Genomic DNA, 24,476 nt, shown 5'->3' on the forward strand with positions numbered 1-24,476 from the left:
TCATGAAATATACGACGTGCTTTCGTCCCGCTATCGCGGCGCTTATTTTTGCTGGTCTGTCGGGCAATGCTATTTCCGCGCAGGGGGAAAGAGTACAGCCGAAACAGCTGATTGTGGACAAGAGCCTGCCCCAGATGCAATTAAAGACGAATGAAGCCGTTGCCAGAGAATATGCCACGTTCTGGAACACCGGTAATGAAACTCTGGCGCGTGATGCCCTGGCGGCAAACTTTGTTGATAAAACACCGCCGGAAGGCCGTAAGCAGGGGCCGGAAGGCGCTATTTTAGCCTCGCGGGCGTTTCGCACGGCCGTGCCCGATTTGCGCTGCGACGTTGAGCAGATGATTATTTCAGGCGACCGCGTGGTCTCACATTTACATTTTTACGGCACATTCACCGGGACATTTGGCAGGCTGAAAGGAAAGGGGCAGAAAATAGATTTTATCGCCACGGATATCTATGAAATCCGTGACGGTAAAATTGCAGCGAATTGGCATATTGAGGACAACCTGACGCTGATGAAACAGCTGGGCGCGCTGTAAAACACATCACTCCGGGAAGCCGGAGTGATGCGTTGAGCCTATAACCCCAGATCGCTCAGCGAGGGGTGATCGTCCGGGCGTCTGCCCAGCGGCCAGTGGAACAGTCGCTCGGATTCTTTTATCGGCATATCGTTAACGCAGGCAAAGCGGCGCTTCATCAAGCCGTCCGGTGCGAACTCCCAGTTTTCGTTGCCGTACGAGCGGAACCAGTTTCCTGAATCATCATGCCATTCATAGGCATAGCGGACCGCGATGCGGTTATCCGTAAAGGCCCACAGCTCTTTAATCAGACGATAATCCAGCTCTTTTTTCCATTTCCGTTCCAGAAACGCCTGGGCCTCTTCACGGTTGGTGGCGAACTCTGCACGGTTGCGCCATTGGGTATCCAGCGTATAGGCCAGCGCGACTTTCGCCGGGTCGCGACTGTTCCAGCCATCTTCTGCCAGCCTGACTTTTTCGATGGCGCTTTCACGGGTGAAGGGCGGTAAAGGAGGACGTGTGTTCATGGCGGTTACCTCAGTGTGATTTTGTGTAGACAGGTCTGTCTACTTGGGGTAATCTATGCCTGAAAAATAACGCTGTCAACACCCTTTTTGAGGCTGTCGAAAAAATGAAAACCGAACACGCAGGCAACGAAACAAAAATTAGCGTCCGGGATAAAATATTACTCACGGCGCACGATCTGTTTTATTCCACGGGCTTCAGGGCGACGGGGGTGGATACGCTGATTAAAGAGGCGAAAGTGACGAAGGTGACGTTTTATCGCCATTTTCCGAGTAAGAGCTTGCTTATTCTCGCCTATTTACACTATCGACATGAAATATGGATTAACTGGTTTGAGGCCACGCTTCGTCGACATCTCGTTGAAGGCCAGACGCCTGCGGACGCTCTATCGGCTACCCTTTATGAATGGTTTATTTCGCCTGATTTCCACGGCTGTGCGTTTATTAATGCCAGCGCCGAAGCCAAATCCGAAGATATTGAAAGCGAAATAAAAGCGATATGCCGCGATCATAAAATCGAAACAAAGAAGATTATTGCGTTGCTGACAAAAATTGCGGATGAGCGCGCCGTCAATGAAATCATGCTGCTCATTGACGGCGCCATTATTCATGCGCAGATGGGCATGGAGACGGATGAGGTCATCGCGTCGTTGAAGAGGGCGCTGGCAGACTTAATCGGGGGCTAGCGAGGATCCCCTTAGTCCTCCAGACGAAGGCTGACAGGTGCATTCAGCATTTGCGAATAACAGTCGGCTGGCGTGCGCCGAGGATGAACAATCCTCGGCCTCAGCATGTGCCGCTATACCATGCTGTAAACCCCCGCTCCCCAGTACCCCTTACCCGGACGAGTCTGTTCTTTCCAGCCTGATGCGATCAGTTCTTTTGCAATGAACCGGTTGATGACCCCGTGCCCCATGAGCAAGACGGGGCCGTCAGAGTCCTTCGCTACATTCACCAGGATTTCTGCCGCCTTAACGGCACGTTCTTTTGCGGCGCTTACGCGCTCTGACTCGCCAGACAGGCCGCAGAGCCAAAGAACGCGAAACAGCGCTGCCCAGTAAAAAGGCGATAGCCGGAACCCCGGAATACGGAACACCGGCAGCTCTGCTTCCCGAAAAACCTCATCAATTAAGCCCGGTTCACACCCCAGCGTTTTCAACGATGAAAGGGCTCGCGGGAGAGGGCTGCTGAGAGAAACGTCAGTGCGCGGTACGCGAGGATTTGAGCCATCTCCGAAGGTCAGTCGCGGCCCGTTGAAGAGCGGTTATAGCTGTCGATCCATCCCACCATTTCCCTGTACGACACCTTTCCGGCGCCCCTGTATTCGGGTTCGCCGTGGCGCATCAAAATAATTTCCATATGTCTTCATCGCTCACCATCCATTCACCAGAGGCAGACTAGCGCGTTCTCACACTGATGTTCACCCACCCGTTTTGGAGTGTCAGGGCGGTGATCGCACTTATCAGACTTGTCGGTCTGTTAATTAATAAGTAGACTAGCCAGTCTTTTAAATGATCAAAGAGATAATTCAGTGTCAAAAATCACGTCATCTATCACAACACTCTGTCTTTCAAGAATTTTATTGACCTTTTTCTTCTGGATGGCAGGCTTTTATGGGTTGTTCAACTTTGGAGAGATTGTGCTGGAAATGGTGGATGTGGGTCTCCCCTGGCCCGTCTTATTCGCGACAGGCACCATTCTCTGTCAGCTTGTAGGCTCTGCTCTGGTGATTTCGAATTTTGCCGGCTACGGATGGATTGGATCGGCAATGCTGATTGTGTTTACATTACTCACCATTCCGGTGGGGCATCCATTCTGGAAATTTAGCGAGCCCCAGCGCACCCAGGAGTTTCATATCGCGCTTGAACACATAACCGTTATCGGGGGGCTCATGATGAGCATGCTTTTGTCAGGTCGTAAACGATGAGAGAAAAGGTTCGGCAGAAAGGCCGCCCAAAAGATCCGTCAAAGGAGCAGGCGATACTGCAGGCCGCAAGAAGCCTGTTTCTCGAGAAAGGCCTCGATGTCACGACGGAAGAAATTGCCCGCGTTGCCGGGGTGGCAAAAGCCACGCTTTATGCCAATTTCGCGGATAAAGACCTGCTTGTTGAGGCCGTACTCCGTAAGGAATCGGATCTGACCATCAGTGACAGTGATTTTTCCGAGCGGCATCATCTGTCGTTGACCGAGGTCTTAACCGCGTTTGGCAACCGTTTTGTCCGCTTCATCAACCAGCGCGAGCTGACGGGCTGGGACCGCTTAATTGCCTCCGCCGCTATTCGTCATCCGGAGTTACCCGCGCGTTTTTATGCGGCAGGTCCCGGCAGGGCGCAGCAGATGCTGGAGACAATTATCGGTGAAGCCGTTGAAAAGGGCTTACTGATCGCGTGCTCCCCGCGCGAAGCGGCTGACGACCTGGCCGGGTTGTGGCTCGGGATGACAAGCCTTGAGATAAAGCTTGGCGCCAGAAAAAGCTTATCTGATGAAGAAATTGCTCGTCGGGTTACGCATGCGATCGCTGTTTTTATGTGCGCGTATTCAGTGGAAAAGCGCTGAGCATAACCATTTAGAGTAAAGGTAACGGAAATGAGAACACAGAAACGATGCCTCGGCTGCGTGGCTATTGTGGTTGATGACTACGATCGCGCCATTGAGTACTACACAGACAAGCTGGGGTTTACCCTCGTAGAGGATACGCCGCAACCGGGTAAACGCTGGGTGGTCGTCTCGCCCAATCCGGAAAGCGACTGCAACATTTTGCTGGCTCGTGCGTCTAACGAGAGGCAGGAAGGTTTTATCGGTAATCAATGCGGCGGCAGAGTGTTCCTGTTCCTTCAGACGGATGATTTTTGGCGCGATTACCATGCCATGAAGGCAAAAGGCGTTCATTTCTGCGAAGAACCGCGTGAGGAAGAGTACGGTACGGTGGTGGTGTTTGAAGATATGTACGGCAACCGCTGGGATCTCTATCAACATGCCCAACGCGGGTGATGACCAGGGATACCTTCCATGACGCTTCGAATTCGACAGGCCACCGGGGCCGATTCAACGCTATTAAGCGAGTTGGGATATCGTATCTATCCCGCGCATTTTCAGCATTTGTGGGTATCAGATGCAGAGATGAAGGATTTTTTGGACGCCGAGTATACCCCTTCCGTCATTGAGCAGAGCCTGTCCGAGAGCCATGTTTCCTGGTTTGTGGCAGAAACCGATCGGCCAGTGGGATTCATGAAAGTGACCTGGGACGCCATGCTTCCGGAAACGGACAAGAGGGGCGTCCTCCTCAACAAGCTCTACCTCGATCCTGCTGAGACCGGCAAGCACTATGGTCAGGACATGTTCCATAAAATTATCGACATGGCCCGGAGCAGGGGAAAGGACTCTCTCTGGCTGGAAGTGCTTGAGCAGAACGCAGGAGCGTACCGGTTCTACCAGAAGCAGGGCATGCTCTGCATTAAGAACGTCCTTTTCGAAACTGCCACACAGCAGAGCATACTCAGAATTATGGGGATGTCTCTTTAGGGCCAGGGCTCTCGTCCCGCTGTGCCAGCGACAGCGCGCTGGCGCTGGCGGGATCGAACAGCGAGATGCTCTCAATCTGATTGAGTAAAATCACCTTGCGGAATGACATGGCGCTGCGGGGTTCCGAGTCGAGCGTAATGTCATGCTCCGCATACCACCTGCTGTAATTATTCTCGATGCGCAGGTTCATCGTCTTCGCATCCCGGTACCCGCTCAACATTGGGATCAGCACGATATTGGCCGTTTTTTCATATTCCAGCGTTGCGGTGTGGATCATACCCACGTATATCCGCCTCGAGCGGAGCGTGACCTGCGCCAGTTCGCCTTGCTCCATACACTGATAGAGCAGTTGTTCAATCCCGCTCGCCTGTGCAAGCCGTTTGTAGAGCTTTTTCCGACTCTCGCCGTCCAGCCTGGCGCTGCCTGCCCAGTTAGAGCGGTAGAGGCAAAACAGAATGGCAAACGCCAGCATCACCACCACCGGCGCCTGAATGCCTAAAAAACTCCAGTTCATAAAGTCGATTTGCCAGTCGGTGTATTTCGGTGAGGCAAAGTGGAAAGCGTTGTTGGCGGCAGAAAGGGTGAGCAGCAGCAGCCAGAGCAGCCCCGTAGCAATCACCCCCTGCAGAACGAAAATACAGCCGTAAAGCGCAACGAGAAAATAGACGTCCCAGCCAAAGGAACGCTTGATTTTAAAGCGGGTCGACAGGTCTCGGCTGGTGTACCAGTACCCGCAGACCATCAGCACCATAAATATCGCCGTTCCCATATCAGGCCCTCTTCAGCGCGTTAACGTGACGCAGAAAGTCCTGCCGCACCTCGTTGCTCTTGTAGTTCACCGAGGCGTTCCCGTCCTGGTCGATAATGATGCGGTCGCCATCTTCCACGGCTTCAATAATTTCCTGCTGACTCATCACCTGCAGTAAGGATTCCGGGCTTGAGAAGAGGGAGAGAAAGAAACGTTTCATGTCAGGCATCCTTATGAATAAAAAGGATAAGCCTGGAGGATGACCGCTGAATTTGCCTTAAGGATAACCTGAAAGTGAAAGCCGGGTGGCGGCTACGCCTTACCCGGCCTACAAAACCGTTAAATGATTGAGTTATCAAGTTGTTGATATTTATGGTTAATAAAAAATAAATTTGCACAAACTTGGACAAATAACGTTAATTGTGTAAGTTTTAAGTATGCGATTACGCCACGTTGTTTACAGCCAGGATGTGACCCATGAGCACTTTGCCCTCTGTCGTGAGTCGGTTTGTTGAGTACTACGCCGCACTGGATAGCCAGCCGCCGTCCGCGCTGGTCGGGCTTTACCATTCAAATGCCACGCTTGTCGATCCGTTCGGCGAGCACGACGGTATCTTTGCGCTTCAGCGCTATTTCACCCATCTGCTGGCCAACGTCGAGAACTGCCGTTTTTCTATCGACCCGCCGCTCTGCAGCGGGAACCGATTTGTTGTCACCTGGGTGATGCACTGGTCGCATCCGCGCATTGCCGGAGGCGAACCGCTCGATCTGCCGGGGTGCTCGGTGGTGGAGACGGAAAACGATCTCATCACCCACCAGCGCGACTACTACGATGCGGGAGAGATGATCTACGAACATCTTCCTCTGCTGGGCTGGGCGGTACGCGGCGTGAAGCGGAGGGTCAAATCATGAAGACGGTACTGATTACCGGTGCAAGTTCGGGCATTGGCGCCGGGCTGGCGAAATCCTTCTCCGCTGACGGCTATCATGTGATTGCCTGCGGGCGCGATCCGGCGCGTCTGGAAGCGCTGCATCAGACCTGCCCCAATCTCACCGTTCGACTGTTCGATATGACGGACCGGGAGGCCTGCCGACAGGCGCTGACCGGCAGCTACGCCGATCTGATTATTCTCTGCGCCGGTACCTGCGAATACCTCGACGGTGGCGTGGTGGATGCAGCGCTGGTGGAGCGGGTCATGAACACCAATTTCCTCGGGCCGGTGAACTGCCTTGAGGCGCTGCAGCCGCAGCTTGTTCGAGGCAACCGCGTGGTGCTGGTGAGCTCGATGGCCCACTGGCTACCTTTCCCTCGCGCAGAGGCCTACGGTGCGTCCAAAGCGGCGCTGAGCTGGTTTGCCGAAAGCCTGCGCCTCGACTGGGAGCCAAAAGGGATTACCGTCACGGTTGTCTCTCCGGGCTTCGTCGATACGCCCCTGACGCGAAAAAATGATTTTGCCATGCCGGGTCGGGTGACCGTCGATGAGGCGGTGAAGGCGATCCGTATCGGGCTGGCGGCCGGGAAAATGCACATCGCGTTTCCTGCCGGATTTGGCTTCATTTTGCGGCTGCTCTCAGGGCTGCCTGCTTTTATACAGCGCACGCTGCTGCGCAGGATGGTGCGTTCATGAACATTGCAATTATCGGCAGCGGCATTGCCGGGCTGACGTGCGCCTGGCGACTGGCCGGGCACCATCAGGTGACCCTGTTTGAAGCGGGATCCACACCGGGCGGCCATACCGCAACGGTTGACGTGACGACGCCACAGGGCACATACGCGATCGATACCGGGTTTATCGTCTACAACGACCGCACCTATCCGCGCTTTATGGGCCTGCTCAGCGAGCTGGGTATCAGCGGGCAAAAAACCCAGATGAGCTTTTCAGTACACAACCCTGAGACGGGGCTGGAATACAACGGCCACACCCTGACGTCGCTGTTTGCCCAGCGCCGAAATCTTGTCAATCCGACATTCTGGCGGCTGCTCGGTGAAATCGTCCGCTTCAATCGTCTGGCAAAACAGGCGCTGGACGGGGAAGTGGACCCGAACGCCACGCTGCAGACGTTTCTGGACCAGCACGGCTTTACGCCGTTTTTTGCGCGCCACTATATTCTGCCGATGGGGGCCGCCATCTGGTCATCCTCGCTGCAGGAGATGAAGCGTTTCCCGCTGCCGCTTTTTTTACGTTTCTTCCAAAACCACGGTCTGCTGGATATCACCCATCGCCCGCAGTGGTACGTGGTGCCGGGCGGCTCGCGAGAGTATATCCGCGCGATGCTGGACAAACTGGGCGATCGGCTGACGCTGCATCTCAATTCACCGGTGCAGCGGGTGAGCCGCCACGAGGACGGGGTCACGCTCCAGCTTGAAAACGGCAGCCATACCTTCGACCAGGTGATATTTGCCTGCCACTCCGGCAGTGCTCTGGCGATGCTTGACGACCCGACCTCCGCAGAGCGCGAGGTGCTGGGCGATATCGGCTGGCAGCGCAACGAGGTGGTGTTGCACAGCGACCCGCGCTGGCTGCCGGTGCGGCCGCGCGCCTGGGCGAGCTGGAATTACCGGCTGAGCGCGCAGGAGCAGGCCAGCGCCTGTGTGACCTACAACATGAACATTCTGCAGGGGCTGCCTGCGGGCAGCCCGCTGTTCTGCGTCACCCTTAACCCGGACGCGGCGGTGGATGAGCGCTTCGTTCTGCAACGCTTCGTTTATGAGCATCCGCTGTTTAACCCGCAAAGCTGGCGGGCGCAGGCGCGGCGCGGCGAGATCAACGGTCACCAGCGGAGCTGGTTCTGCGGAGCCTATTGGTACAACGGTTTTCATGAAGACGGCGTGCGCAGCGCGCTGGACGTGGTCAACGCGATAGCGGCCGGAGAGGGGAACTGAGATGAACAGCTGCCTCTATCACGGCGTATTGCGCCACCGCCGCCTTCAGCCGAAAACCCATGAATTTCGCTACAGCGTCTTTATGGCCTGGCTGGATCTTGATGAGCTGCCGCTGCTGGCGTCCGTCGGCGTGCGCCGCAATCGCTTTGCCGCCGCCGCGTTCCATGACGCGGACTATCCGCTCGGCACGCCGCTCAAAGAGAACGTGCTCAGCAGGCTGGAGAGCCTGACCGGGGAACGGCCGGACGGGCGGGTCATGCTTCTGACGCAGTTGCGGTATTTCGGGTTTCATTTTAACCCGGTCAACTTTTACTACTGCTATGACGGGAAGGGGACTCTGCGCTGGGTACTGGCGGAGGTTCGCAACACGCCGTGGAACGAGCGTCATTATTACGCGGTCGACGGGCAACATGCCCAGCCCACGGAAAAAGCGTTTCACGTTTCCCCCTTCAACCCGATGGACATGATCTACCACTGGCGCTTCAACGATCCGGATAACACGCTGCATATGCACATTGAAAATCATCAGGAAGCGAAGGTGTTCGACGCCACGCTCGCCCTGCGCCGGGAGCCGCTGACCCGTCCGGCACTGCGCGCGCTGCTGCTGCGCATCCCGCTTATGACCCTGAAAACCGTTTTCGCCATTTACTGGCAGGCGCTGAGGCTGTGGCTCAAGCGCGTGCCGCTGTATAACCATCCCGTCAGCAGGAGTGAACGCTCATGACCGATCCCGTCTTTGCGTTAGAACCCGATATCCCGCGCAACGTCCGCCTCGCGCGATGGCTGCTGTTTCGTCTGTTAAGCGGCATCCGCGGTGGTTCGCTCACCCTGCGTGAAGGGGCGCAGACCTTCCATTTTGGCGAGACATCCTCCGCGCTGCACGCCGACGTGCAGATCCTCACGCCCGCCGTCTACTGGCGCGTCTTAACGGGCGGGAGCCTTGCCGCCGCTGAAGCCTGGATGGACGGCGAATGGGAAACCGCGCAGCTCACGCCGCTTCTGCAAATCCTGGCCCTCAACGGCGAGGTGCTTGGCCGTCTTGAGAAAGGGTTCCGGCTGCTTGGCCGACCGCTGGAGCGTTTGCGCCACTGGACGCGGCGTAACTCCCGCGCGCAGGCGCGTGAAAATATTGCCGCCCATTACGACCTGGGCAACACCTTCTATGCCCATTTTCTGGACAGGGAACTGCTTTACTCCAGCGCGCTCTTTACCGCAGACGAGCAGGATCTCACAACGGCTCAGCAGGCCAAAATGGCGCGCCTGTGCGACCAGCTGGCGCTTAGCGAGGCCGACCACCTGCTGGAAATCGGCACCGGCTGGGGGGCGATGGCGGAATACGCGGCCCGTCATTATGGCTGTCGGGTGACGACCACCACGCTGTCGCAGGAGCAATACGTCTGGGCAACCGAGCGGATCGCCCGCGCCGGGTTGCAGGATCGTGTTGAGGTGCTGCTCTGCGACTATCGCGACCTCACCGGGCAGTACGACAAGCTGGTCTCAATAGAGATGATTGAAGCCGTCGGCCAACGCTATCTGCCTACATTCTTCCGGACCTGTCAGGCGCGGCTGCGCCCGGGGGGACGAATGGCGATTCAGGCCATCACCATTCAGGACCAGCGCTATCGCGACTACAGCAAAAGCGTCGATTTTATTCAGCGCTACATTTTCCCGGGCGGCTTCCTGCCGAGCATCACCGCGATGAACGAGCTGATGACGCGCCACACCGATTTCGTGGTGCGCAATCTCTTCGACATGGGGCCGGACTACGCCCGCACGCTGGCGCACTGGCGGCAGCGCTTTGTCCACGCCTGGCAGGAGATTGAAAAGCTCGGCTTTGATGAGCGGTTCCGCCGCATGTGGCTTTATTACTTTGGCTACTGTGAAGCCGGGTTTAACGCCCGCACCATCAGCGTGGTGCAGCTGACCGCAGAGCGCGTATGAGACGATATCTTCAGGTCTTCCTGCTGGCCGTCGCGTTCGATCTCTACTGGGCGCTGGTGGTGCTCTTTCGCGAACAGGGCCTGATTATCTGGCTCGGGCTGGCGATCCTGGCGTGCCTGCTCTTGCCGTCTGTATACCGTTTTTACGCCATTGGGCTGGCCGCGGCGGGCAGTTTGCTGGATACGCTCTGGGCGCTGACGGGGCTGATCGCCTTCACGGGTGATGCCCTGATGCCGCTATGGATGGTGGCATTATGGCTGATGTTCGCCACCGTCTGGACGCAGCTTACGCGCACCACCACGTTGCCCGGCTGGCTGCTCACCCTGCTGGCCGCCGTGGGAGGGCCGGTGGCGTACCTGATTGGCGAGCGGCTGGGTGCCATCACGTTTCTGGAGCCGACCTTTATCGTCGTCAGCTGGATGGCGCCGGGCTGGCTGGTGTTGATGCTGTTTTTCCACCTGCTGATGGGGAGACAAAAATGAGAGCTGCGGTTTTGTTGCTTTGTCTGACGCTGGTTGTTCCTGTTGCTCAGGCCGCCGACTGGCTGGCCTGGCGGAAGGTGGGTGATGCCACGCTCACCTGGGGGCCGTTCACCGTCTATACCTCCCAGCTGCGTACGCCGGACGGGCGTTACGGTCGGGAGAACCAGGATCAGGCGCTGATTATTACCTATGCGCGCGATATCGATCGCGATGAGCTGGTCGAGGCGACCCGCGACCAGTGGCAGGCGCAGGGGATCCTGCAACGGGAACCCCGAAGTGAAGCCTGGTTACAGATGCTCCGCTCTCTGTGGCCGGATGTCCAGCCGGGCGCACAGCTGGCGTTTGTGCTCGACGACGGGCAGGGGCAGTTCTGGTATCGCGCGTCAGCGGCGCAAAAAGCCTTTATTCCACTCGGACCGCGTCAGTCAGAAGCGTTCAGCACCCGCTTCCTGGCCATCTGGCTCGACCCTCGTACGCAATACCCTGAGCTGCGTCAGCAGTTAATCGGAGGCCAAAAATGAAACGTATCCTGATGATGGCGCTGGCATTGACGATGCTGCTGGCAGGCTGTAGCACGGAGGTGACCGAGTATCGCCAGCAGCAGCCGCGGCTGGATATCTTCCATTACTTCCAGGGCAAAACCGAAGCGTGGGGGATGGTACAGGATCGCAGCGGCAAGCAGATCCGCCGCTTTCACGTTGAGATTGCCGGGGACGTTATCGGCGATACGCTGACGCTGAACGAGCACTTCGTTTACGACGACGGCGAGAAGCAGCAGCGGGTCTGGCATATCCGGCGCGTGGGGAACGATCGCTACGAAGGCACGGCGGGGGATATTGAAGGGGTAGCAACGGGGCAGGCCGCAGGCAACGCGTTCAACTGGCATTACAGCATGAACGTGAAGGCCAACGGCAGCACCTGGCTACTGAACTTTGACGACTGGATGTACCTGCAGGATGAGAACCATCTGTTTAATAAAACCGAGATGAAGAAACTGGGCGTCACCGTCGCCACGGTGACGCTGTTCTTTATCCGTAAGACCTCAGCTTAGTCGCGGACGCTGCCGGTTTTGCTGCTGGAGTAGATGAAGTACAGGGCAATCCCCAGGCATACCACCGCGCTCAGACGGCTCGGTGAAAACGAAATGGCGGGATTGCCCAGCCAGCCAAAGTTATCAATCAGCATACTCATGCCGAGCTGGCCGAATATCACCGCCACCGTGGCGACAGCGGTGCCGATCCGCTGGACGGCGAGCACCATTATCACGATATAGGGCACGCCAAACATCGCCCCGAGGAGCTGCCATTTCGGCACGTCCAGCAGCGTGACCGCCTGCTTAGGCTCAAAGAAGAAAATGAGCAGGGCGGTCACCAGCGCGCCGACGGAAAACGTTAGAAACGCGCTCTTGAAAACGCCCACGCTGCTGCCGAGCTGCCCATTAATTGCGGCCTGTATGCTCAGCGTCGCGCCGCCGCAGATGGCCAGAATTATCATCATCAGTGTCATGTGTTTACCCCTTTGCGACCAGTACCAGTGCGGCAATAATAAAAACCAGCGCCACGATGCGTCTTGCGTTTATCTTCCTGTGCGGCGTACCCAGCAGGCCAAAGTGGTCAATGATCAGGCTTTTAAAAACCTGACCTGCCAGAATGCCAATCATCGTCAGCGCGATGCCGATAGTCGGCGTGGCAAGCGTCAGTATGACGACGTAGATCGGACCCAGCACCCCGCCGAGGAGCTGCCAGCCGGGCTGTGCGAAAAACGACGGGCTGTTGCGCGGGCTGAAAAACAGCATCAGCAGAAACGTCAGCGCGGCGCCGACGCCAAAAATGCTGAACGTCGCCCATAAATCCCCGACTTTTCCCCCCAGGGGGCCCAGCAGTCCCGCCTCGACGGAGAGGCCCATCCCACCAGCAATCACCAGTAAAATCAAAACCAACTGCATTCTTCTTCCTCCGTTTTCAGGCGAAGAAGATTACGTGGGTTGTGCAATGAGAAAAATGCCATAATGCTGCAAACACCTTTGCAGGATATGCATTAATGATTGACGCCAGCAACATCAACATCCGCGCGCTGCTGATCTTTATCGACGTGTATGAAGCGCAGAACTTCTCCGTCGTGGCGCGGCGGCAGGGGATATCGGCCTCGCAGATATCGCGCGTGATCCACCAGCTCGAGGATGCGCTCGGGCAGCAGCTTTTCTATCGCAATACGCGGGCCGTCATTCCCACGGAAAGCGGTCATCTGTTTATTCGCTACGCCCGGTCGATGGCGGAGAATCTTGAAGAGGCGCGCCGGGAGCTGGACGCGCGTGCGGTGGAGCCGTCCGGTGCGATCCGCATTAACGGACCGGTGTTTTTCGGCCAGAAGCACATAGCCCCAGGACTTCCCGGCCTGTCGGCACGCTATCCTCGCCTGAGCGTAGAGCTGACGCTGACCGATGATTTTATCGACCCCCACCGGGATGCGGCAGACCTTATCTTCCGCATTGGCGTGCTGACGGACTCGTCGTTTCGCGCGCGGGTGTTTGGGCAGCAGGTGTACCATCTGGCCGCGTCGCCAGACTACGTGCGTAAACACGGTGCGCCAGAAGTGCCGGACGATCTGAACCGCCATCATTGCCTGGTGTATCGCGGATCGTCAGGGCCTAACCGCTGGCTGTTGCGCAGGGCGGGCGAGGCGTGGACACACTATCCCGTGACGCCATTGATGACCTCGAATAATGCGGAAGCGTTGCTGGCTGCGGCGCTTTGCGGGATGGGGATTGTGCTGTTTCCGGACTGGCTGGTGAGCGAGCCGCTCCAGCGCGGTGAGCTGATTCCGCTCCTGCCCGCGCTGGAGTGCGCCATCACTACGGAACAACAGGCTATCGCGGCGATCTACCCTGATGCCCGACATCCGCCCCTGAACGTCAGGGCGGTGATTGATTATTACGTCGAGCGCTTTGGTACGCCGCCGTACTGGCAGCGTAAGGGGATTACGCGCCAAGCTCCCGGCGGATAATTTCTGCGCCAGCGCTGAGTGCTTTAAGCTTGCCGTTGGCAACCTGACGGGAGAGGGGCGCCATGCCGCAGTTGGTTGACGGGTACAGCTTGTCGGCGTCGACAAACTGCAGCGCTTTTCGCAGCGTATCGGCCACTTCCTCCGGCGTTTCAACCGTGTTGGTTGCCACGTCGATCGCCCCAACCATCACTTTTTTACCGCGGATCAGCTCCAGCAGATCCATCGGCACGCGGGAGTTGTGGCACTCCAGGGAGATGATGTCGATGTTAGAGGTCTGCAGCTTAGGGAAGGCCTCTTCGTACTGTCGCCACTCCGAGCCGAGTGTCTTTTTCCAGTCGGTATTGGCCTTGATGCCGTAGCCGTAGCAGATGTGGACCGCGGTTTCGCACTTCAGCCCTTCAATGGCGCGCTCCAGCGCGGCGATGCCCCAGTCGTTGACCTCATCAAAAAAGACGTTAAACGCCGGTTCATCGAACTGGATAATGTCCACGCCTGCGGCCTCTAGCTCTCGCGCTTCCTGGTTGAGGATTTTGGCGAATTCCCAGGCCAGCTTTTCGCGGCTTTTATAGTGCGCGTCATACAGGGTGTCGATCATGGTCATCGGCCCCGGCAGGGCCCATTTGATCGGCTTGTCCGTGAGCTGGCGCAGGTACTTTGCATCGTCGACGAAGACCGGTTTCTGACGCGCAACCGCGGAAACCACGGTCGGCACGCTGGCGTCATAGCGGTTACGAATGCGCACCGTCTGGCGGTTCTCAAAATCGACGCCGCTCAGGTGTTCAATAAAGGTGGTGACGAAGTGCTGGCGGGTCTGTTCCCCGTCGCTGACGATATCGATTCCCGCGCGGATCTGCTCATCCAGAGACAGGCGCAGCGCATCCTGCTTGCCTGCCAGCAGTTCCTGATCCTGTAACTTCCACGGTGACCAAAGCGTCTCAGGTTGCGCAAGCCAGGTCGGCTTTGGCAGGCTGCCAGCCGTTGAAGTCGGGAGCAATGTTTTCATAATAAAAGACCTTTTTTAATGTATTAAAGCGTGTAGTTATCAGACCACTGCTCAAGAATGTGTTTGTAAGGCTTAATAAAGTACTCTTCGGTAAACCGACCCTGTTCAATCGCCAGACGGCTTCGCTCTTCCCGGTCATACACAATTTTGGTTAAGGAGTGATCCTGCTGGTTCAAATCCGGTCGGTAGCACAGCCCCGCCGCCGAGTTGGCGTTATAAATTTCCGGGCGATAGATCTTCTGGAACGTCTCCATCGTGCTGATGGTGGCGATCAGTTCGAGGTCGGTGTAATCACTCAGCAAATCCCCGGTAAAGAAGAACGCGAACGGCGCCACGCTGTGTTCCGGCATGAAGTAGCGCACGCTCAGGCCCATCTTCGCGAAGTACTGCTCCGTAAGCGATTCGCCATCCGGCTGGTACTCAACGCCCAGCACGGGGTGCTGGTTACCGGTGCGGCGATAGGTATCTTTGCTGGAGACGCTCAGGCAAATCACCGGTCCTTTTGTGAAGTTCTCTTTGTATTCAGGTGAATTCACAAAATGGCGGAAGATATTGCCGTGCAGTTCGCCAAATTTTTCCGGAATGCTGAAATGCTGCTGGTTCTTGTTGTGCTCCAGCAGCAGCACGCTGAAATCATAATCCCGCACGTAAGACGAGAAGTTATTCCCGACGATGCCAGGGATACGCTGGTTGTTTTTCTTGTCGACAATGGTGGTTTGCAGTATCTCAATGGCCGGGAACGGCTTTTCCGCGCCAATATTCAAATCGACAGAGATGATTTCAAGTTCAACAGCATAGCGATCGGCATTTGGGTTATCCCAGCGCGCTAAGGCGTTAAAGCGGTTGTTGATCATCACCAGGGTATTGCGCAGATTCTCCTGACGTTTTTCCCCGCGCGCCAGGTTGGCGAAGTTGGTGGTCGTACGCGTATTTTCTGACGGGTTGTAATTCTCATCGAAGCAACTGCGCTTAAGGGTATATGTGAAAGCTTTGCTCATTGTGGTTATGCATCCTAAGTTCATGTTGCTAAGAAGTTACCAATGCATAATTTATGCCTGAGCCCGTGGCGCAGGGGAAGTGACTTAATTTCAATGCAACATGAGGCATTTTCATGTTTAGATACGAAAAGAAGAGTAGCGCGGGTGGCGACTGTTTAAAAAGTTTTACGCATTGCTGTAAAGGCTAATACGGAAAATATGGTGTATTACACCGTAATTATGCATCTGAAAGAAAGCAATCTATTAACCCCGCAGTTACGATTAATTGATGTTGCTTATTTAATTTTATAGAAATATTTTTGGTGTGAATTTTATATGTATTGTCAGCAATGTTGAGTTGTTTGTGGTTTTATTTATTTTGCGATCTTAAACATGATTTCTTGCTATCTCATAACTATTTAAGCGTGTAGCATTTGCCCGACGAGTAAAATTCTGAGGATACCATTGTGTACTATCCAAACTCCATCAGTTGGCCAGTGATTCGCGAAGGGGGACTTCGACGCCTCAGGCTTGGAGAAATAAATTTAGCGAGTTCGCTCTTTGGGTATAGTATTTACTATCATAAAGTATGGATTCACCTTGAAAGTTATCTGCCTTTTAATCTTCAAAACCCTGGCCAGGCAATGAGTCCTGATGGAGAAATGTGGTTCAGGTCTGAAAAATATGAACATGACTTTTCTATGCCTGTTAGCCACCCAGTGACTGATGCTCAACATCTTTTTATGCATGAAATGATGCATGTCTGGCAGCATCAACGTGGTATGTGGGTGCGTATGCGTGGTGCTTTCTCCTGGGCTGCTGATTATACGTACAGTCTTGATAAGACTAACTTACTGGAGTACGGACTAGAGCAACAAGCTTCGATTGTCAGTGATTACTGGTTATTAAAAAGCTATGGTTTTTGGGGTAATAGTCATCTCTTTGATTATAGAAACTATGATCCTGCTGAACCAGTAACGATATTGATTAAAAAGTATGAACGTATTTTAGAGGGGTTTCCCGGTTGAGATATATATCACTGTTGCTGTCTGCCATTTTTCTGACGGGGTGTCCGGGTAAAGGAAAAGAAGGCGCTGCGTCTGGGGAAAGACAATCTATCTACGTTTATGATGGTCTGGTATGCTTTACAGTCGATAAAAAAGATATCCTTAGTCGTTATGTACTGGCATCAAACGGCAAAGATTATTCTGAGTTATTAAAGGGAGACTTTTTAGCATTATCATATCCGAACACATGTTTTAACGTGAACTTAACTAAAGGTACTGTCTATGGGGCACATTATACGTTAAATAAAAAGAATTTTTATTATACTTTTATAATCGATAACCAAGGCAATATACTCGACTTAGGGAGAAAGTAGCATGTCATTACCCGCATACCTGTTTCTTTATGATGAAAACGGAATGCAGTTAAAAGGAGAATGTCTCGCGTTAGGTCGAGAGGGTGCGGTTGAAGTCATGAGCAGCAGCTACGGCATTAGCCAGCCAGTCGATCCTCATACCGGTAGAATGGGGGGTACCAGACAACACGAACCTTTTATCATACACAAACAGCTGGATAAACTTTCACCCCTGTTCGCAGTGTATGTTTGCGACGGGAGACGTCTGCAAAAAGCGGTCATTCGCTACTATGAGACAAACGATGCAGGGATTGAACGTGAAGTTTATCGGATATCTATGGAGAGTGTTGTCATCATGTCAGTGAATGCCAATCACACATATATACCTGGTTCAAATCATCATAACATGGTCGAGACCCTGAAGTTACGCTTCAACAGTATTGAATGGCACTACCTGGATGGCATGATTAAGTATGGTGATGCGTGGTCAAAACCAGCATTACAAAAACCGTAGTGTCACGATTTTACTGCTAATCTTTATCAATCAGGATCCTGGATGCGATATATGGCGCCCAGCCAGGATGTGTAACGCTTCATCTGCTAATGTCGCACTCTTTCCGCAATTCCCGCTATAATCCCCAAAATTTCCAACCGGTTTAGAAATAATCATGACAAAACTCACCTTACAAGAGCAGATGCTGAAAGCGGGCCTCGTCAGCAGCAAGAAAGCGGCGAAAGTGCAGCGCACGGCAAAGAAATCACGCGTTCAGGCGCGTGAGGCTCGGGAAGCGGTAGAAGAGAACAAGAAGGCGCAGATCGAGCGTGACAAGCTGCTGAGCGAGCAGCAGAAGCAGGCCGTGCTGGCGAAAGAGTTTAAGGCGCAGGTGAAGCAGCTGATCGAGATGAACCGCATCACCGTCTCAAGGGGCAACATTACCTTTAACTTCACCGACCGTAATCTGATCAAAAAAATCGAGGTGGACAAGCAAACCCAGGCTCAGCTGATCAACGGCCGTCTGGCGATTGCCCGCTTGGTCATCAACGCCAGCGGCGACTGTGAATACGCGATTATCCCGGCGGTAGTGGCCGATAAAATTGCCCAGCGCGATGCCGACAGCATCGTGTTAAACAGCGCGCTCAGTCAGGAAGAGCAGGACGAAGACGATCCGTACGCGGACTTCAAAATCCCTGACGATTTGATGTGGTAAACCACATTCAGAACGGGGCGGCGTGGCGGGCGTTAACCGGCTCGCCGCTCACGGGATGAATAAAATTCAGCTCGCTGGCATGCAGCATCAGCCGGGGCGCGTCTTCAGCGCCCGGCGCATCAAGACCGCCATACAGGTCGCAACCCAGAATCGGGTGTCCCAGCTGCTGGCAGTGAATACGCAGCTGATGGGTTCGCCCGGTCTCCGGGATCAGTTTCACCCGCGTTAACGGTAATCCCGCCCCCTGATAAAACCGTTCCACGACCTGGTAGCGGGAGCGGGCGGGTTTACCGGTGGTGGCGCAGATCGACATCAGCGGAAACAGCGCCGGGTCTTTGGCAATCGGCGCATCAATAACCCCTTCATCATTTTCCACGTGGCCGCAAAGCAGGGCGCTGTAGACTTTCTCCACGCTGCGCTGGCTGAACTGCTGGCACAGCGCCGCGTTGATGGCCTTATTGCGCGCAACCACCATCAGCCCGGACGTGCCAAAATCCAGACGGTGCACCAGCGTGCAGCCCGGGAACGTCTGAACCAGACGATAATGGACGGAATCAAGGTTTTGCGGATTTTTGCCCGAGAGGCTGAGCAGGCCGGAAGGCTTGTCGATCAGCAGCAGATGTTCATCCTGCCAGAGGATCTGAATGTCATCGTGACACGGTGGAACAATAAAAGAATCAATGATCGCAGACATCAGGCCGCCCGGCTGGAGAGTGGGAGCGGATGATAACGAAATGCGGGAGAAAAGAAAAACCCTCCCACCGGGCGGTGAGAGGGGGAAATCTTACGCGGCTACCAGGCTGTCGATGGCGGCTTTTGCGTCGGTCTGCGCTTTGGTCGCCACTTCCGGACCGTAAGCGATGCCTTCCGCGAACACGAAGTTCACGTCAGTGATGCCGATGAAGCCCAGGAACAGGCTCAGGTACGGCGCAACCAGGTCGGTTGGGGTATCTTTATGGATACCGCCGCGGCTGGTCAGCACGATAGCGCGTTTGCCTTTTACCAGACCTTCAGGGCCGTTCTCGGTGTAACGGAAGGTTACGCCAGCACGCGCCACCAGGTCGAAGTAGTTCTTCAGCTGGGTTGGGATGGTGAAGTTGTACATTGGGGCGTTGATGACGATGACGTCATGCGCCTGCAGCTCAGCAATCAGCTCGTCGGACAGGGCCAGCGCTTCCTGCTGACGCGGGCTCAGCGGCGCATCGCTTGGGCGCAGCGCGCCAACCAGCTCGCCATCGAGCACAGGAATGGGGTTTGCAGCCAGGTCACGCACGGTGATTTCGTCAGCAGAATGCTGTTCACGCCACTGTTCAACGAAGTAATCAGACAGCTGACCAGACTGAGAGTACCCTGCCAGAATACTGGATTTCAAAACTAATACTTTGCTCATGGGTGATTCCTGTTGTTGCATTTGATTGAAGGGGGTTGCCCCGTTGCTTGTTGACACTCTATTCACAATCCTGCCACAGAGATAGCGCAATATATCGAAGCCTATGTTCGAATTTTTTGAATAAGGCACGAAAGGCGTCAGTGTGGTACTCTATAGCAATCATTAAAAAGAGAGTTTATCAGGGCGTGTACTGCCCTTTAACGCTATGACAGATCAACAAAAATTCACCTTCCCGATGCTCCTGCAACAGCTCGATTCTCTGACGCTGCGCGACAAACAGCGCTTCGCCCGCCGTCTGCACGGCGTCAAGAAGGTTAAAAATCCTGATGCTCAACAGGCCATTTACCAGGAGATGGCGAAAGAGATTGAACAGGCTGCAGGGAAGGTTGTGCTGCGCGAAGCTGCGCGCCCGGCGATTACCTACCCGGAAAACCTGCCCGTCAGCCAGAAGAAACAGGACATTCTTGAGGCCGTACGCGACCACCAGGTGGTGATTGTCGCGGGTGAAACCGGTTCGGGGAAAACCACCCAGCTGCCGAAAATCTGTATGGAGCTGGGCCGCGGGATAAAAGGCCTGATTGGCCATACCCAGCCGCGTCGTCTGGCGGCGCGCACCGTTGCCAACCGTATTGCCGAAGAGCTGCAAACGGAGCCGGGCGGCTGCATCGGCTACAAGGTGCGCTTCAGCGACCACGTGAGCGATAACACCATGGTCAAGCTGATGACCGACGGTATTCTGCTGGCGGAAATTCAGCAGGATCGCCTGCTGATGCAGTACGACACCATCATCATTGACGAAGCGCACGAGCGCAGCCTGAACATCGACTTCCTGCTCGGCTACCTGAAAGAGCTGCTGCCGCGTCGCCCGGATCTGAAAGTTATCATTACCTCCGCGACCATCGACCCGGAACGCTTCTCGAAGCACTTCAACAATGCGCCGATTATTGAGGTGTCTGGACGGACGTATCCGGTTGAAGTGCGCTATCGCCCGATTGTGGAAGAGGCGGATGATACCGAGCGCGACCAGCTGCAGGCCATCTTCGACGCCGTTGACGAGCTGGGTAACGAAAGCGCGGGCGACATCCTGATCTTCATGAGCGGCGAACGCGAAATCCGCGATACTGCCGATGCGCTCAGCAAGCGCGACCTGCGCCACACCGAGATCCTGCCGCTGTATGCCCGCCTGTCCAACAGCGAACAGAACCGCGTCTTCCAGCCGCACAGCGGACGCCGCATCGTCCTGGCGACCAACGTGGCGGAAACCTCGCTGACCGTGCCGGGCATCAAATACGTGATCGACCCGGGCACGGCGCGCATCAGCCGCTACAGCTACCGCACCAAGGTCCAGCGGCTGCCGATTGAGCCGGTCTCTCAGGCATCGGCCAACCAGCGTAAAGGCCGCTGCGGCCGCGTGTCGGAAGGGATCTGTATTCGTCTCTATTCCGAAGACGATTTCCTGTCGCGCCCGGAGTTCACCGACCCGGAAATTCTGCGCACCAATCTGGCGTCCGTTATCCTGCAAATGACCGCCCTGGGGCTGGGCGACATCGCGGCGTTTCCGTTCGTCGAAGCGCCGGATAAGCGCAACATTCAGGACGGCGTGCGTCTTCTGGAAGAGCTCGGGGCGATTACCACCGACGAGCAGGCGACGGTCTATAAGCTGACGCCGCTGGGCCGCCAGCTCAGCCAGCTCCCGGTCGACCCGCGCCTGGCGCGTATGGTGCTGGAAGCGCAAAAGCACGGCTGCGTGCGCGAGGCGATGATCATTACCTCGGCGCTCTCCATTCAGGATCCGCGCGAGCGTCCGATGGACAAACAGCAGGCCTCGGACGAAAAGCACCGTCGCTTCCACGACAAAGAGTCCGATTTCCTCGCCTTCGTGAACCTGTGGAACTACCTCGGCGAGCAGCAGAAGGCGCTCTCTTCGAACCAGTTCCGCCGCCAGTGCCGGGTGGATTTCCTCAACTACCTGCGCGTGCGCGAGTGGCAGGATATCTATACCCAGCTTCGCCAGGTGGTGAAAGAGCTGGGCATTCCGGTGAACAGCGAACCGGCGGAGTACCGCGAAATCCATATCGCGCTGCTGACCGGCCTGCTGTCCCACATTGGGATGAAGGACGCCGAGAAGCAGGAGTATACCGGCGCGCGCAACGCCCGTTTCGCCATCTTCCCGGGTTCTGGCCTGTTCAAGAAGCCGCCGAAGTGGACCATGGTTGCCGAGCTGGTGGAAACCAGCCGCCTGTGGGGACGCATTGCCGCCCGTATCGATCCGGAATGGGTGGAGCCGGTGGCGCAGCATTTGCTTAAGCGCTCGTACAGTGAACCGCACTGGGAGCGCGCGCAGGGCGCGGTGATGGCGACCGAAAAAGTGACCGTTTACGGCCTGCCGGTGGTCGCCGCGCGCAAGGTCAACTACAGCCAGATCGATCCGGCGCTCAGCCGCGAGCTGTTTATCCGTCACGCGCTGGTGGAGGGAGACTGGCAGACGCGCCACGCCTTCTTCCGCGAAAACCTGAAGCTGCGCGCGGAAGTGGAGGAACTTGAGCACAAGTCCCGCCGCCGCGACATTCTGGTGGACGATGAAGCGCTGTTCGAGTTTTACGACCAGCGCATCAGCCACGATGTGATTTCCGCCCGCCACTTCGACAGCTGGTGGAAGAAGGCCAGCAAAGAGACGCCGGACCTGCTCAACTTCGAAAAGAGCATGCTGATTAAAGAGGGGGCGGAGTCGGTCAGCAAGCTCGACTACCCGAACTTCTGGCATCAGGGCAACCTCAAGCTGCGTCTGACCTATCAGTTTGAGCCGGGCGCGGATGCCGATGGTGTGACGGTGCACATTCCGCTGCCGCTGTTAAACCAGGTCGACGAGAGCGGTTTCGAGTGGCAAATCCTCGGCCTGCGCCGCGAGCTGGTGATTGCGCTGATCAAATCCCTGCCGAAACCGGTGCGCCGCAACTTTGTGCCTGCGCCAAACTACGCGGAAGCGTTTTTGGGCCGCGTCACGCCGCTGGAGCTGCCGCTGCTGGACGCGCTGGAGCGCGAGTTCCGCCGCATGACCGGCAACACCATCGACCGCGACGACTGGAACTGGGATCAGGTGCCCGATCACCTGAAAATCACCTTCCGCGTGGTGGACGATAAAAACAAAAAGCTGCTGGAAGGGCGTTCTCTGAGCGAGCTGAAAGAGGCGCTGAAAGGCAAAGTCCAGGAGACGCTCTCTGCGGTGGCCGACGACGGCATCGAGCAGAGCGGGCTGCATATCTGGAGCTTTGGCCAGCTTCCGGAAAGCTACGAGCAGAAGCGCGGCAACTATAAGGTGAAAGCCTGGCCGGCGCTGGTGGACGAGCGCGACAGCGTGGCGATCAAACTGTTTGATAACCCGCAGGAACAGCAGCAGATGATGTGGCGCGGGCTGCGTCGCCTGCTGCTGCTCAACATCCCGTCGCCGATCAAGTATCTGCACGAGAAGCTGCCGAACAAGGCCAAGCTGGGTCTCTACTTTAACCCGTACGGCAAAGTGCTGGATCTGATTGACGACTGCATCTCCTGCGGCGTGGACAAACTCATTCACGAGGCGGGCGGCCCGGTCTGGACGGAAGAGGGCTTTGCTCAGCTGCATGAAAAGGTGCGCGCGGAGCTGAACGACACCGTGGTGGAGATTGCCAAACAGGTCGAGCAGATCCTCACCACCGTGTTCAACATCAACAAGCGTCTGAAAGGGCGCGTGGATATGACCATGGCGCTGGGTCTGTCGGACGTGAAGGCGCAGATGGCGGGGCTGGTTTACCGCGGCTTTGTCACCGGCAACGGCTTTAGCCGTCTTGGCGATACGCTGCGCTATTTGCAGGCGGTTGAAAAACGGCTGGAGAAGATGGCTATCGACCCGCACCGCGACCGCGCGCAGATGCTGAAAGTGGAGAGCGTGCAGCAGGCGTGGCAGCAGTGGCTGAACAAGCTGCCGCCAGCGCGCCGCGACGATGAAGACGTGCAGGCGATCCGCTGGATGATCGAGGAGCTGCGCGTCAGCTTCTTTGCCCAGCAGCTCGGTACGCCGTATCCGATTTCGGATAAGCGTATTCTGCAGGCGATGGAGCAGATTTCCGGTTAAACCCTTGCCCGGTGGCGCTGCGCTTACCGGGCCTACGAGTGCGAAATGTAGGCCGGGTAAGGCAAAGCCGCCACCCGGCTGGTTATCGTTCTACAATCGCCAGCGTAAACCCATCCCATCCCTTAATCCCCACCGTTTGCAGCGCGGTGGCGGTTAAGCGCGGGTTATCTCCCATCATTTCAATAAAACGCTGCACGCCCAGCACGCGCGCGTCGTCGCTTTGACCGTTAATGACTTCGCCATCACGGACCACGTTATCGCCGATAATTACCGTACCGGGGCGGGAGTAGTGCAGCGCCCATTCCAGATAGCCGGGATTGTTCGGCTTATCGGCATCAATAAAGATCAGGTCGAACGGCGGAACCTCGCCGAAATTCTCCAGCGAGCTCAGCGCCGGGCCTTCAATTAATTCAATGCGTTCGTTTAACCCCGCAAGCTGAATATTCTCGCGCGCAACGCGGGCATGCGTGGGATCGGCCTCGAGCGTAATCAGCTTACCGTCCGGCGGCAGCGCGCGCGCCATCCAGATTGAGCTGTAGGCACCCAGCGTCCCGATCTCAAGAATGCGTCTTGCCTGCGTCATGCGCACGAACAGCGCCAGCAGCTGCCCCTGATTGGCCGCGACATCATGTTCAGGCAGCCCGGCGCGTTTGTTGTTTTCCAGCACCTGATTCAGTACGTCATCGTCAGGAATAAGTGACGAAATCATGAAATTATCAACTGCAGACCACTGTTGTTGCATAGATTGTCTCCTGAGGGGTAATCGCCGGGCGGCGGCTGCGCCTTACCCGGCCTACGTCACGAA

31 protein-coding genes are annotated in these 24,476 nt (G+C 56.0%); 20 read left to right on the forward strand and 11 right to left on the reverse strand.

The annotated features are described in order from the left end of the window. The first annotated feature begins 2 nt into the window (after positions 1–2). Positions 3–542 carry an ester cyclase gene (locus FHC52_RS16055; protein WP_059364594.1) on the forward strand — a complete coding sequence of 180 codons (540 nt, stop codon included), beginning with the start codon at positions 3–5 and terminating at the stop codon, positions 540–542. Positions 543–580: 38 nt separating this feature from the next. Here FHC52_RS16055 and FHC52_RS16060 read toward each other — a convergent pair whose 3' ends face one another. Then, a complete protein-coding gene (locus tag FHC52_RS16060; RefSeq protein ID WP_063615671.1) occupies positions 581–1,048 on the reverse strand; it encodes a nuclear transport factor 2 family protein in 468 nt (155 codons plus the stop codon). Between the two features lie 104 nt (positions 1,049–1,152). Between FHC52_RS16060 and FHC52_RS16065 the strand changes: the two genes are divergently transcribed. Next, complete coding sequence (locus FHC52_RS16065) at positions 1,153–1,731, forward strand: TetR/AcrR family transcriptional regulator (protein ID WP_023344078.1); 579 nt, start codon at positions 1,153–1,155, stop codon at positions 1,729–1,731. 113 nt (positions 1,732–1,844) lie between these two features. Here FHC52_RS16065 and FHC52_RS16070 read toward each other — a convergent pair whose 3' ends face one another. After that, complete coding sequence (locus FHC52_RS16070) at positions 1,845–2,204, reverse strand: histidine phosphatase family protein (RefSeq protein ID WP_310572719.1); 360 nt, start codon at positions 2,202–2,204, stop codon at positions 1,845–1,847. Positions 2,205–2,576: 372 nt separating this feature from the next. Here FHC52_RS16070 and FHC52_RS16075 point away from each other — a divergent pair, with 372 nt between their 5' ends. The 4 genes from FHC52_RS16075 to FHC52_RS16090 are packed head-to-tail and all read left to right on the forward strand — an operon-like array spanning position 2,577 to position 4,567. Then, positions 2,577–2,972 carry a DoxX family protein gene (locus tag FHC52_RS16075; protein ID WP_023292497.1) on the forward strand — a complete coding sequence of 132 codons (396 nt, stop codon included), beginning with the start codon at positions 2,577–2,579 and terminating at the stop codon, positions 2,970–2,972. After that, complete coding sequence (locus FHC52_RS16080) at positions 2,969–3,601, forward strand: TetR/AcrR family transcriptional regulator (protein WP_021241367.1); 633 nt, start codon at positions 2,969–2,971, stop codon at positions 3,599–3,601. The genes FHC52_RS16075 and FHC52_RS16080 overlap by 4 nt, the downstream gene beginning before the upstream one ends. A gap of 30 nt (positions 3,602–3,631) precedes the next feature. Beyond that, positions 3,632–4,036 carry a VOC family protein gene (locus FHC52_RS16085; protein WP_008502334.1) on the forward strand — a complete coding sequence of 135 codons (405 nt, stop codon included), beginning with the start codon at positions 3,632–3,634 and terminating at the stop codon, positions 4,034–4,036. Between the two features lie 18 nt (positions 4,037–4,054). Next, on the forward strand, positions 4,055–4,567 hold the full coding sequence (locus tag FHC52_RS16090; protein WP_063615672.1) for a GNAT family N-acetyltransferase: 513 nt from the start codon (positions 4,055–4,057) through the stop codon (positions 4,565–4,567). Here the strand turns inward: FHC52_RS16090 and FHC52_RS16095 are convergent. Beyond that, positions 4,548–5,336 (reverse strand): hypothetical protein, encoded by a 789-nt coding sequence (locus FHC52_RS16095; RefSeq protein ID WP_008502332.1) that lies wholly within the window; start codon positions 5,334–5,336, stop codon positions 4,548–4,550. The two genes, FHC52_RS16090 and FHC52_RS16095, sit on opposite strands and share 20 nt — an antisense overlap. A gap of 1 nt (position 5,337) precedes the next feature. Next, a complete protein-coding gene (locus tag FHC52_RS16100) occupies positions 5,338–5,535 on the reverse strand; it encodes a hypothetical protein (protein ID WP_008502331.1) in 198 nt (65 codons plus the stop codon). A gap of 257 nt (positions 5,536–5,792) precedes the next feature. Between FHC52_RS16100 and FHC52_RS16105 the strand changes: the two genes are divergently transcribed. From FHC52_RS16105 to FHC52_RS16140, 8 genes are read left to right on the forward strand one after another with little or no spacing between them, the layout of a single operon-like run. Further along, entirely contained in the window at positions 5,793–6,227 is a 435-nt protein-coding gene (locus tag FHC52_RS16105; RefSeq protein ID WP_008502330.1) for a nuclear transport factor 2 family protein, read from the forward strand. Continuing rightward, positions 6,224–6,943 carry an SDR family NAD(P)-dependent oxidoreductase gene (locus FHC52_RS16110; protein WP_126288825.1) on the forward strand — a complete coding sequence of 240 codons (720 nt, stop codon included), beginning with the start codon at positions 6,224–6,226 and terminating at the stop codon, positions 6,941–6,943. The genes FHC52_RS16105 and FHC52_RS16110 overlap by 4 nt, the downstream gene beginning before the upstream one ends. Then, entirely contained in the window at positions 6,940–8,199 is a 1,260-nt protein-coding gene (locus FHC52_RS16115; RefSeq protein WP_032651754.1) for an NAD(P)/FAD-dependent oxidoreductase, read from the forward strand. Before FHC52_RS16110 ends, FHC52_RS16115 begins: the two co-directional genes overlap by 4 nt. Position 8,200: 1 nt before the next feature. Further along, positions 8,201–8,923, forward strand: coding sequence for a DUF1365 domain-containing protein (locus tag FHC52_RS16120; RefSeq protein WP_008502327.1), 723 nt, complete (start codon positions 8,201–8,203; stop codon positions 8,921–8,923). Beyond that, entirely contained in the window at positions 8,920–10,140 is a 1,221-nt protein-coding gene (locus FHC52_RS16125; RefSeq protein ID WP_023327405.1) for a cyclopropane-fatty-acyl-phospholipid synthase family protein, read from the forward strand. Before FHC52_RS16120 ends, FHC52_RS16125 begins: the two co-directional genes overlap by 4 nt. Further along, positions 10,137–10,622, forward strand: a complete 486-nt coding sequence (locus tag FHC52_RS16130) for a DUF2878 domain-containing protein (RefSeq protein ID WP_008502325.1) — start codon at positions 10,137–10,139, stop codon at positions 10,620–10,622. Before FHC52_RS16125 ends, FHC52_RS16130 begins: the two co-directional genes overlap by 4 nt. After that, entirely contained in the window at positions 10,619–11,143 is a 525-nt protein-coding gene (locus FHC52_RS16135) for a hypothetical protein (protein ID WP_128299449.1), read from the forward strand. The genes FHC52_RS16130 and FHC52_RS16135 overlap by 4 nt, the downstream gene beginning before the upstream one ends. Then, positions 11,140–11,673 (forward strand): DUF3833 domain-containing protein, encoded by a 534-nt coding sequence (locus FHC52_RS16140; RefSeq protein WP_126288829.1) that lies wholly within the window; start codon positions 11,140–11,142, stop codon positions 11,671–11,673. The genes FHC52_RS16135 and FHC52_RS16140 overlap by 4 nt, the downstream gene beginning before the upstream one ends. Here the strand turns inward: FHC52_RS16140 and FHC52_RS16145 are convergent. After that, positions 11,670–12,128, reverse strand: a complete 459-nt coding sequence (locus FHC52_RS16145) for a DMT family transporter (RefSeq protein ID WP_126288831.1) — start codon at positions 12,126–12,128, stop codon at positions 11,670–11,672. The genes FHC52_RS16140 and FHC52_RS16145 overlap by 4 nt on opposite strands. Before the next feature lie 4 nt (positions 12,129–12,132). Further along, the gene (locus FHC52_RS16150; protein WP_023292486.1) at positions 12,133–12,567 is read right to left on the reverse strand and encodes a DMT family transporter; all 435 of its coding nucleotides are present in this window, start codon (positions 12,565–12,567) and stop codon (positions 12,133–12,135) included. A gap of 95 nt (positions 12,568–12,662) precedes the next feature. Here FHC52_RS16150 and FHC52_RS16155 point away from each other — a divergent pair, with 95 nt between their 5' ends. Beyond that, entirely contained in the window at positions 12,663–13,625 is a 963-nt protein-coding gene (locus FHC52_RS16155) for a LysR family transcriptional regulator (RefSeq protein ID WP_126288833.1), read from the forward strand. Here the strand turns inward: FHC52_RS16155 and FHC52_RS16160 are convergent. After that, on the reverse strand, positions 13,600–14,628 hold the full coding sequence (locus tag FHC52_RS16160) for a methionine synthase (protein ID WP_023327410.1): 1,029 nt from the start codon (positions 14,626–14,628) through the stop codon (positions 13,600–13,602). The two genes, FHC52_RS16155 and FHC52_RS16160, sit on opposite strands and share 26 nt — an antisense overlap. Before the next feature lie 23 nt (positions 14,629–14,651). After that, complete coding sequence (locus FHC52_RS16165) at positions 14,652–15,626, reverse strand: DUF1852 domain-containing protein (protein WP_025911259.1); 975 nt, start codon at positions 15,624–15,626, stop codon at positions 14,652–14,654. A gap of 443 nt (positions 15,627–16,069) precedes the next feature. Here FHC52_RS16165 and FHC52_RS16170 point away from each other — a divergent pair, with 443 nt between their 5' ends. From FHC52_RS16170 to FHC52_RS16180, 4 genes are all read left to right on the forward strand, one after another. Further along, positions 16,070–16,633 (forward strand): type IV secretion protein Rhs, encoded by a 564-nt coding sequence (locus FHC52_RS16170; protein WP_084832081.1) that lies wholly within the window; start codon positions 16,070–16,072, stop codon positions 16,631–16,633. Between the two features lie 14 nt (positions 16,634–16,647). After that, on the forward strand, positions 16,648–16,986 hold the full coding sequence (locus FHC52_RS23055; protein WP_331282856.1) for a lipoprotein: 339 nt from the start codon (positions 16,648–16,650) through the stop codon (positions 16,984–16,986). Between the two features lies 1 nt (position 16,987). After that, complete coding sequence (locus FHC52_RS16175) at positions 16,988–17,479, forward strand: type VI secretion system tube protein Hcp (protein WP_023327413.1); 492 nt, start codon at positions 16,988–16,990, stop codon at positions 17,477–17,479. Positions 17,480–17,633: 154 nt separating this feature from the next. Further along, on the forward strand, positions 17,634–18,173 hold the full coding sequence (locus FHC52_RS16180; RefSeq protein ID WP_126288835.1) for a DUF2058 domain-containing protein: 540 nt from the start codon (positions 17,634–17,636) through the stop codon (positions 18,171–18,173). A gap of 7 nt (positions 18,174–18,180) precedes the next feature. Here the strand turns inward: FHC52_RS16180 and FHC52_RS16185 are convergent, their stop codons facing one another. After that, positions 18,181–18,867 (reverse strand): RluA family pseudouridine synthase, encoded by a 687-nt coding sequence (locus FHC52_RS16185; protein WP_126288837.1) that lies wholly within the window; start codon positions 18,865–18,867, stop codon positions 18,181–18,183. A gap of 90 nt (positions 18,868–18,957) precedes the next feature. After that, complete coding sequence (gene azoR / locus FHC52_RS16190; protein ID WP_220420145.1) at positions 18,958–19,563, reverse strand: FMN-dependent NADH-azoreductase; 606 nt, start codon at positions 19,561–19,563, stop codon at positions 18,958–18,960. A gap of 205 nt (positions 19,564–19,768) precedes the next feature. Between azoR and hrpA the strand changes: the two genes are divergently transcribed. Then, complete coding sequence (gene hrpA / locus FHC52_RS16195; protein ID WP_126288839.1) at positions 19,769–23,671, forward strand: ATP-dependent RNA helicase HrpA; 3,903 nt, start codon at positions 19,769–19,771, stop codon at positions 23,669–23,671. 82 nt (positions 23,672–23,753) lie between these two features. Here hrpA and FHC52_RS16200 read toward each other — a convergent pair whose 3' ends face one another. Further along, on the reverse strand, positions 23,754–24,413 hold the full coding sequence (locus tag FHC52_RS16200; protein ID WP_126288841.1) for an O-methyltransferase: 660 nt from the start codon (positions 24,411–24,413) through the stop codon (positions 23,754–23,756). Positions 24,414–24,476 lie beyond the last annotated feature (63 nt).

The sequence above is a fragment of the Enterobacter sp. EC_64 genome, from assembly GCF_019584165.1.
Taxonomy (GTDB): domain Bacteria; phylum Pseudomonadota; class Gammaproteobacteria; order Enterobacterales; family Enterobacteriaceae; genus Enterobacter; species Enterobacter roggenkampii.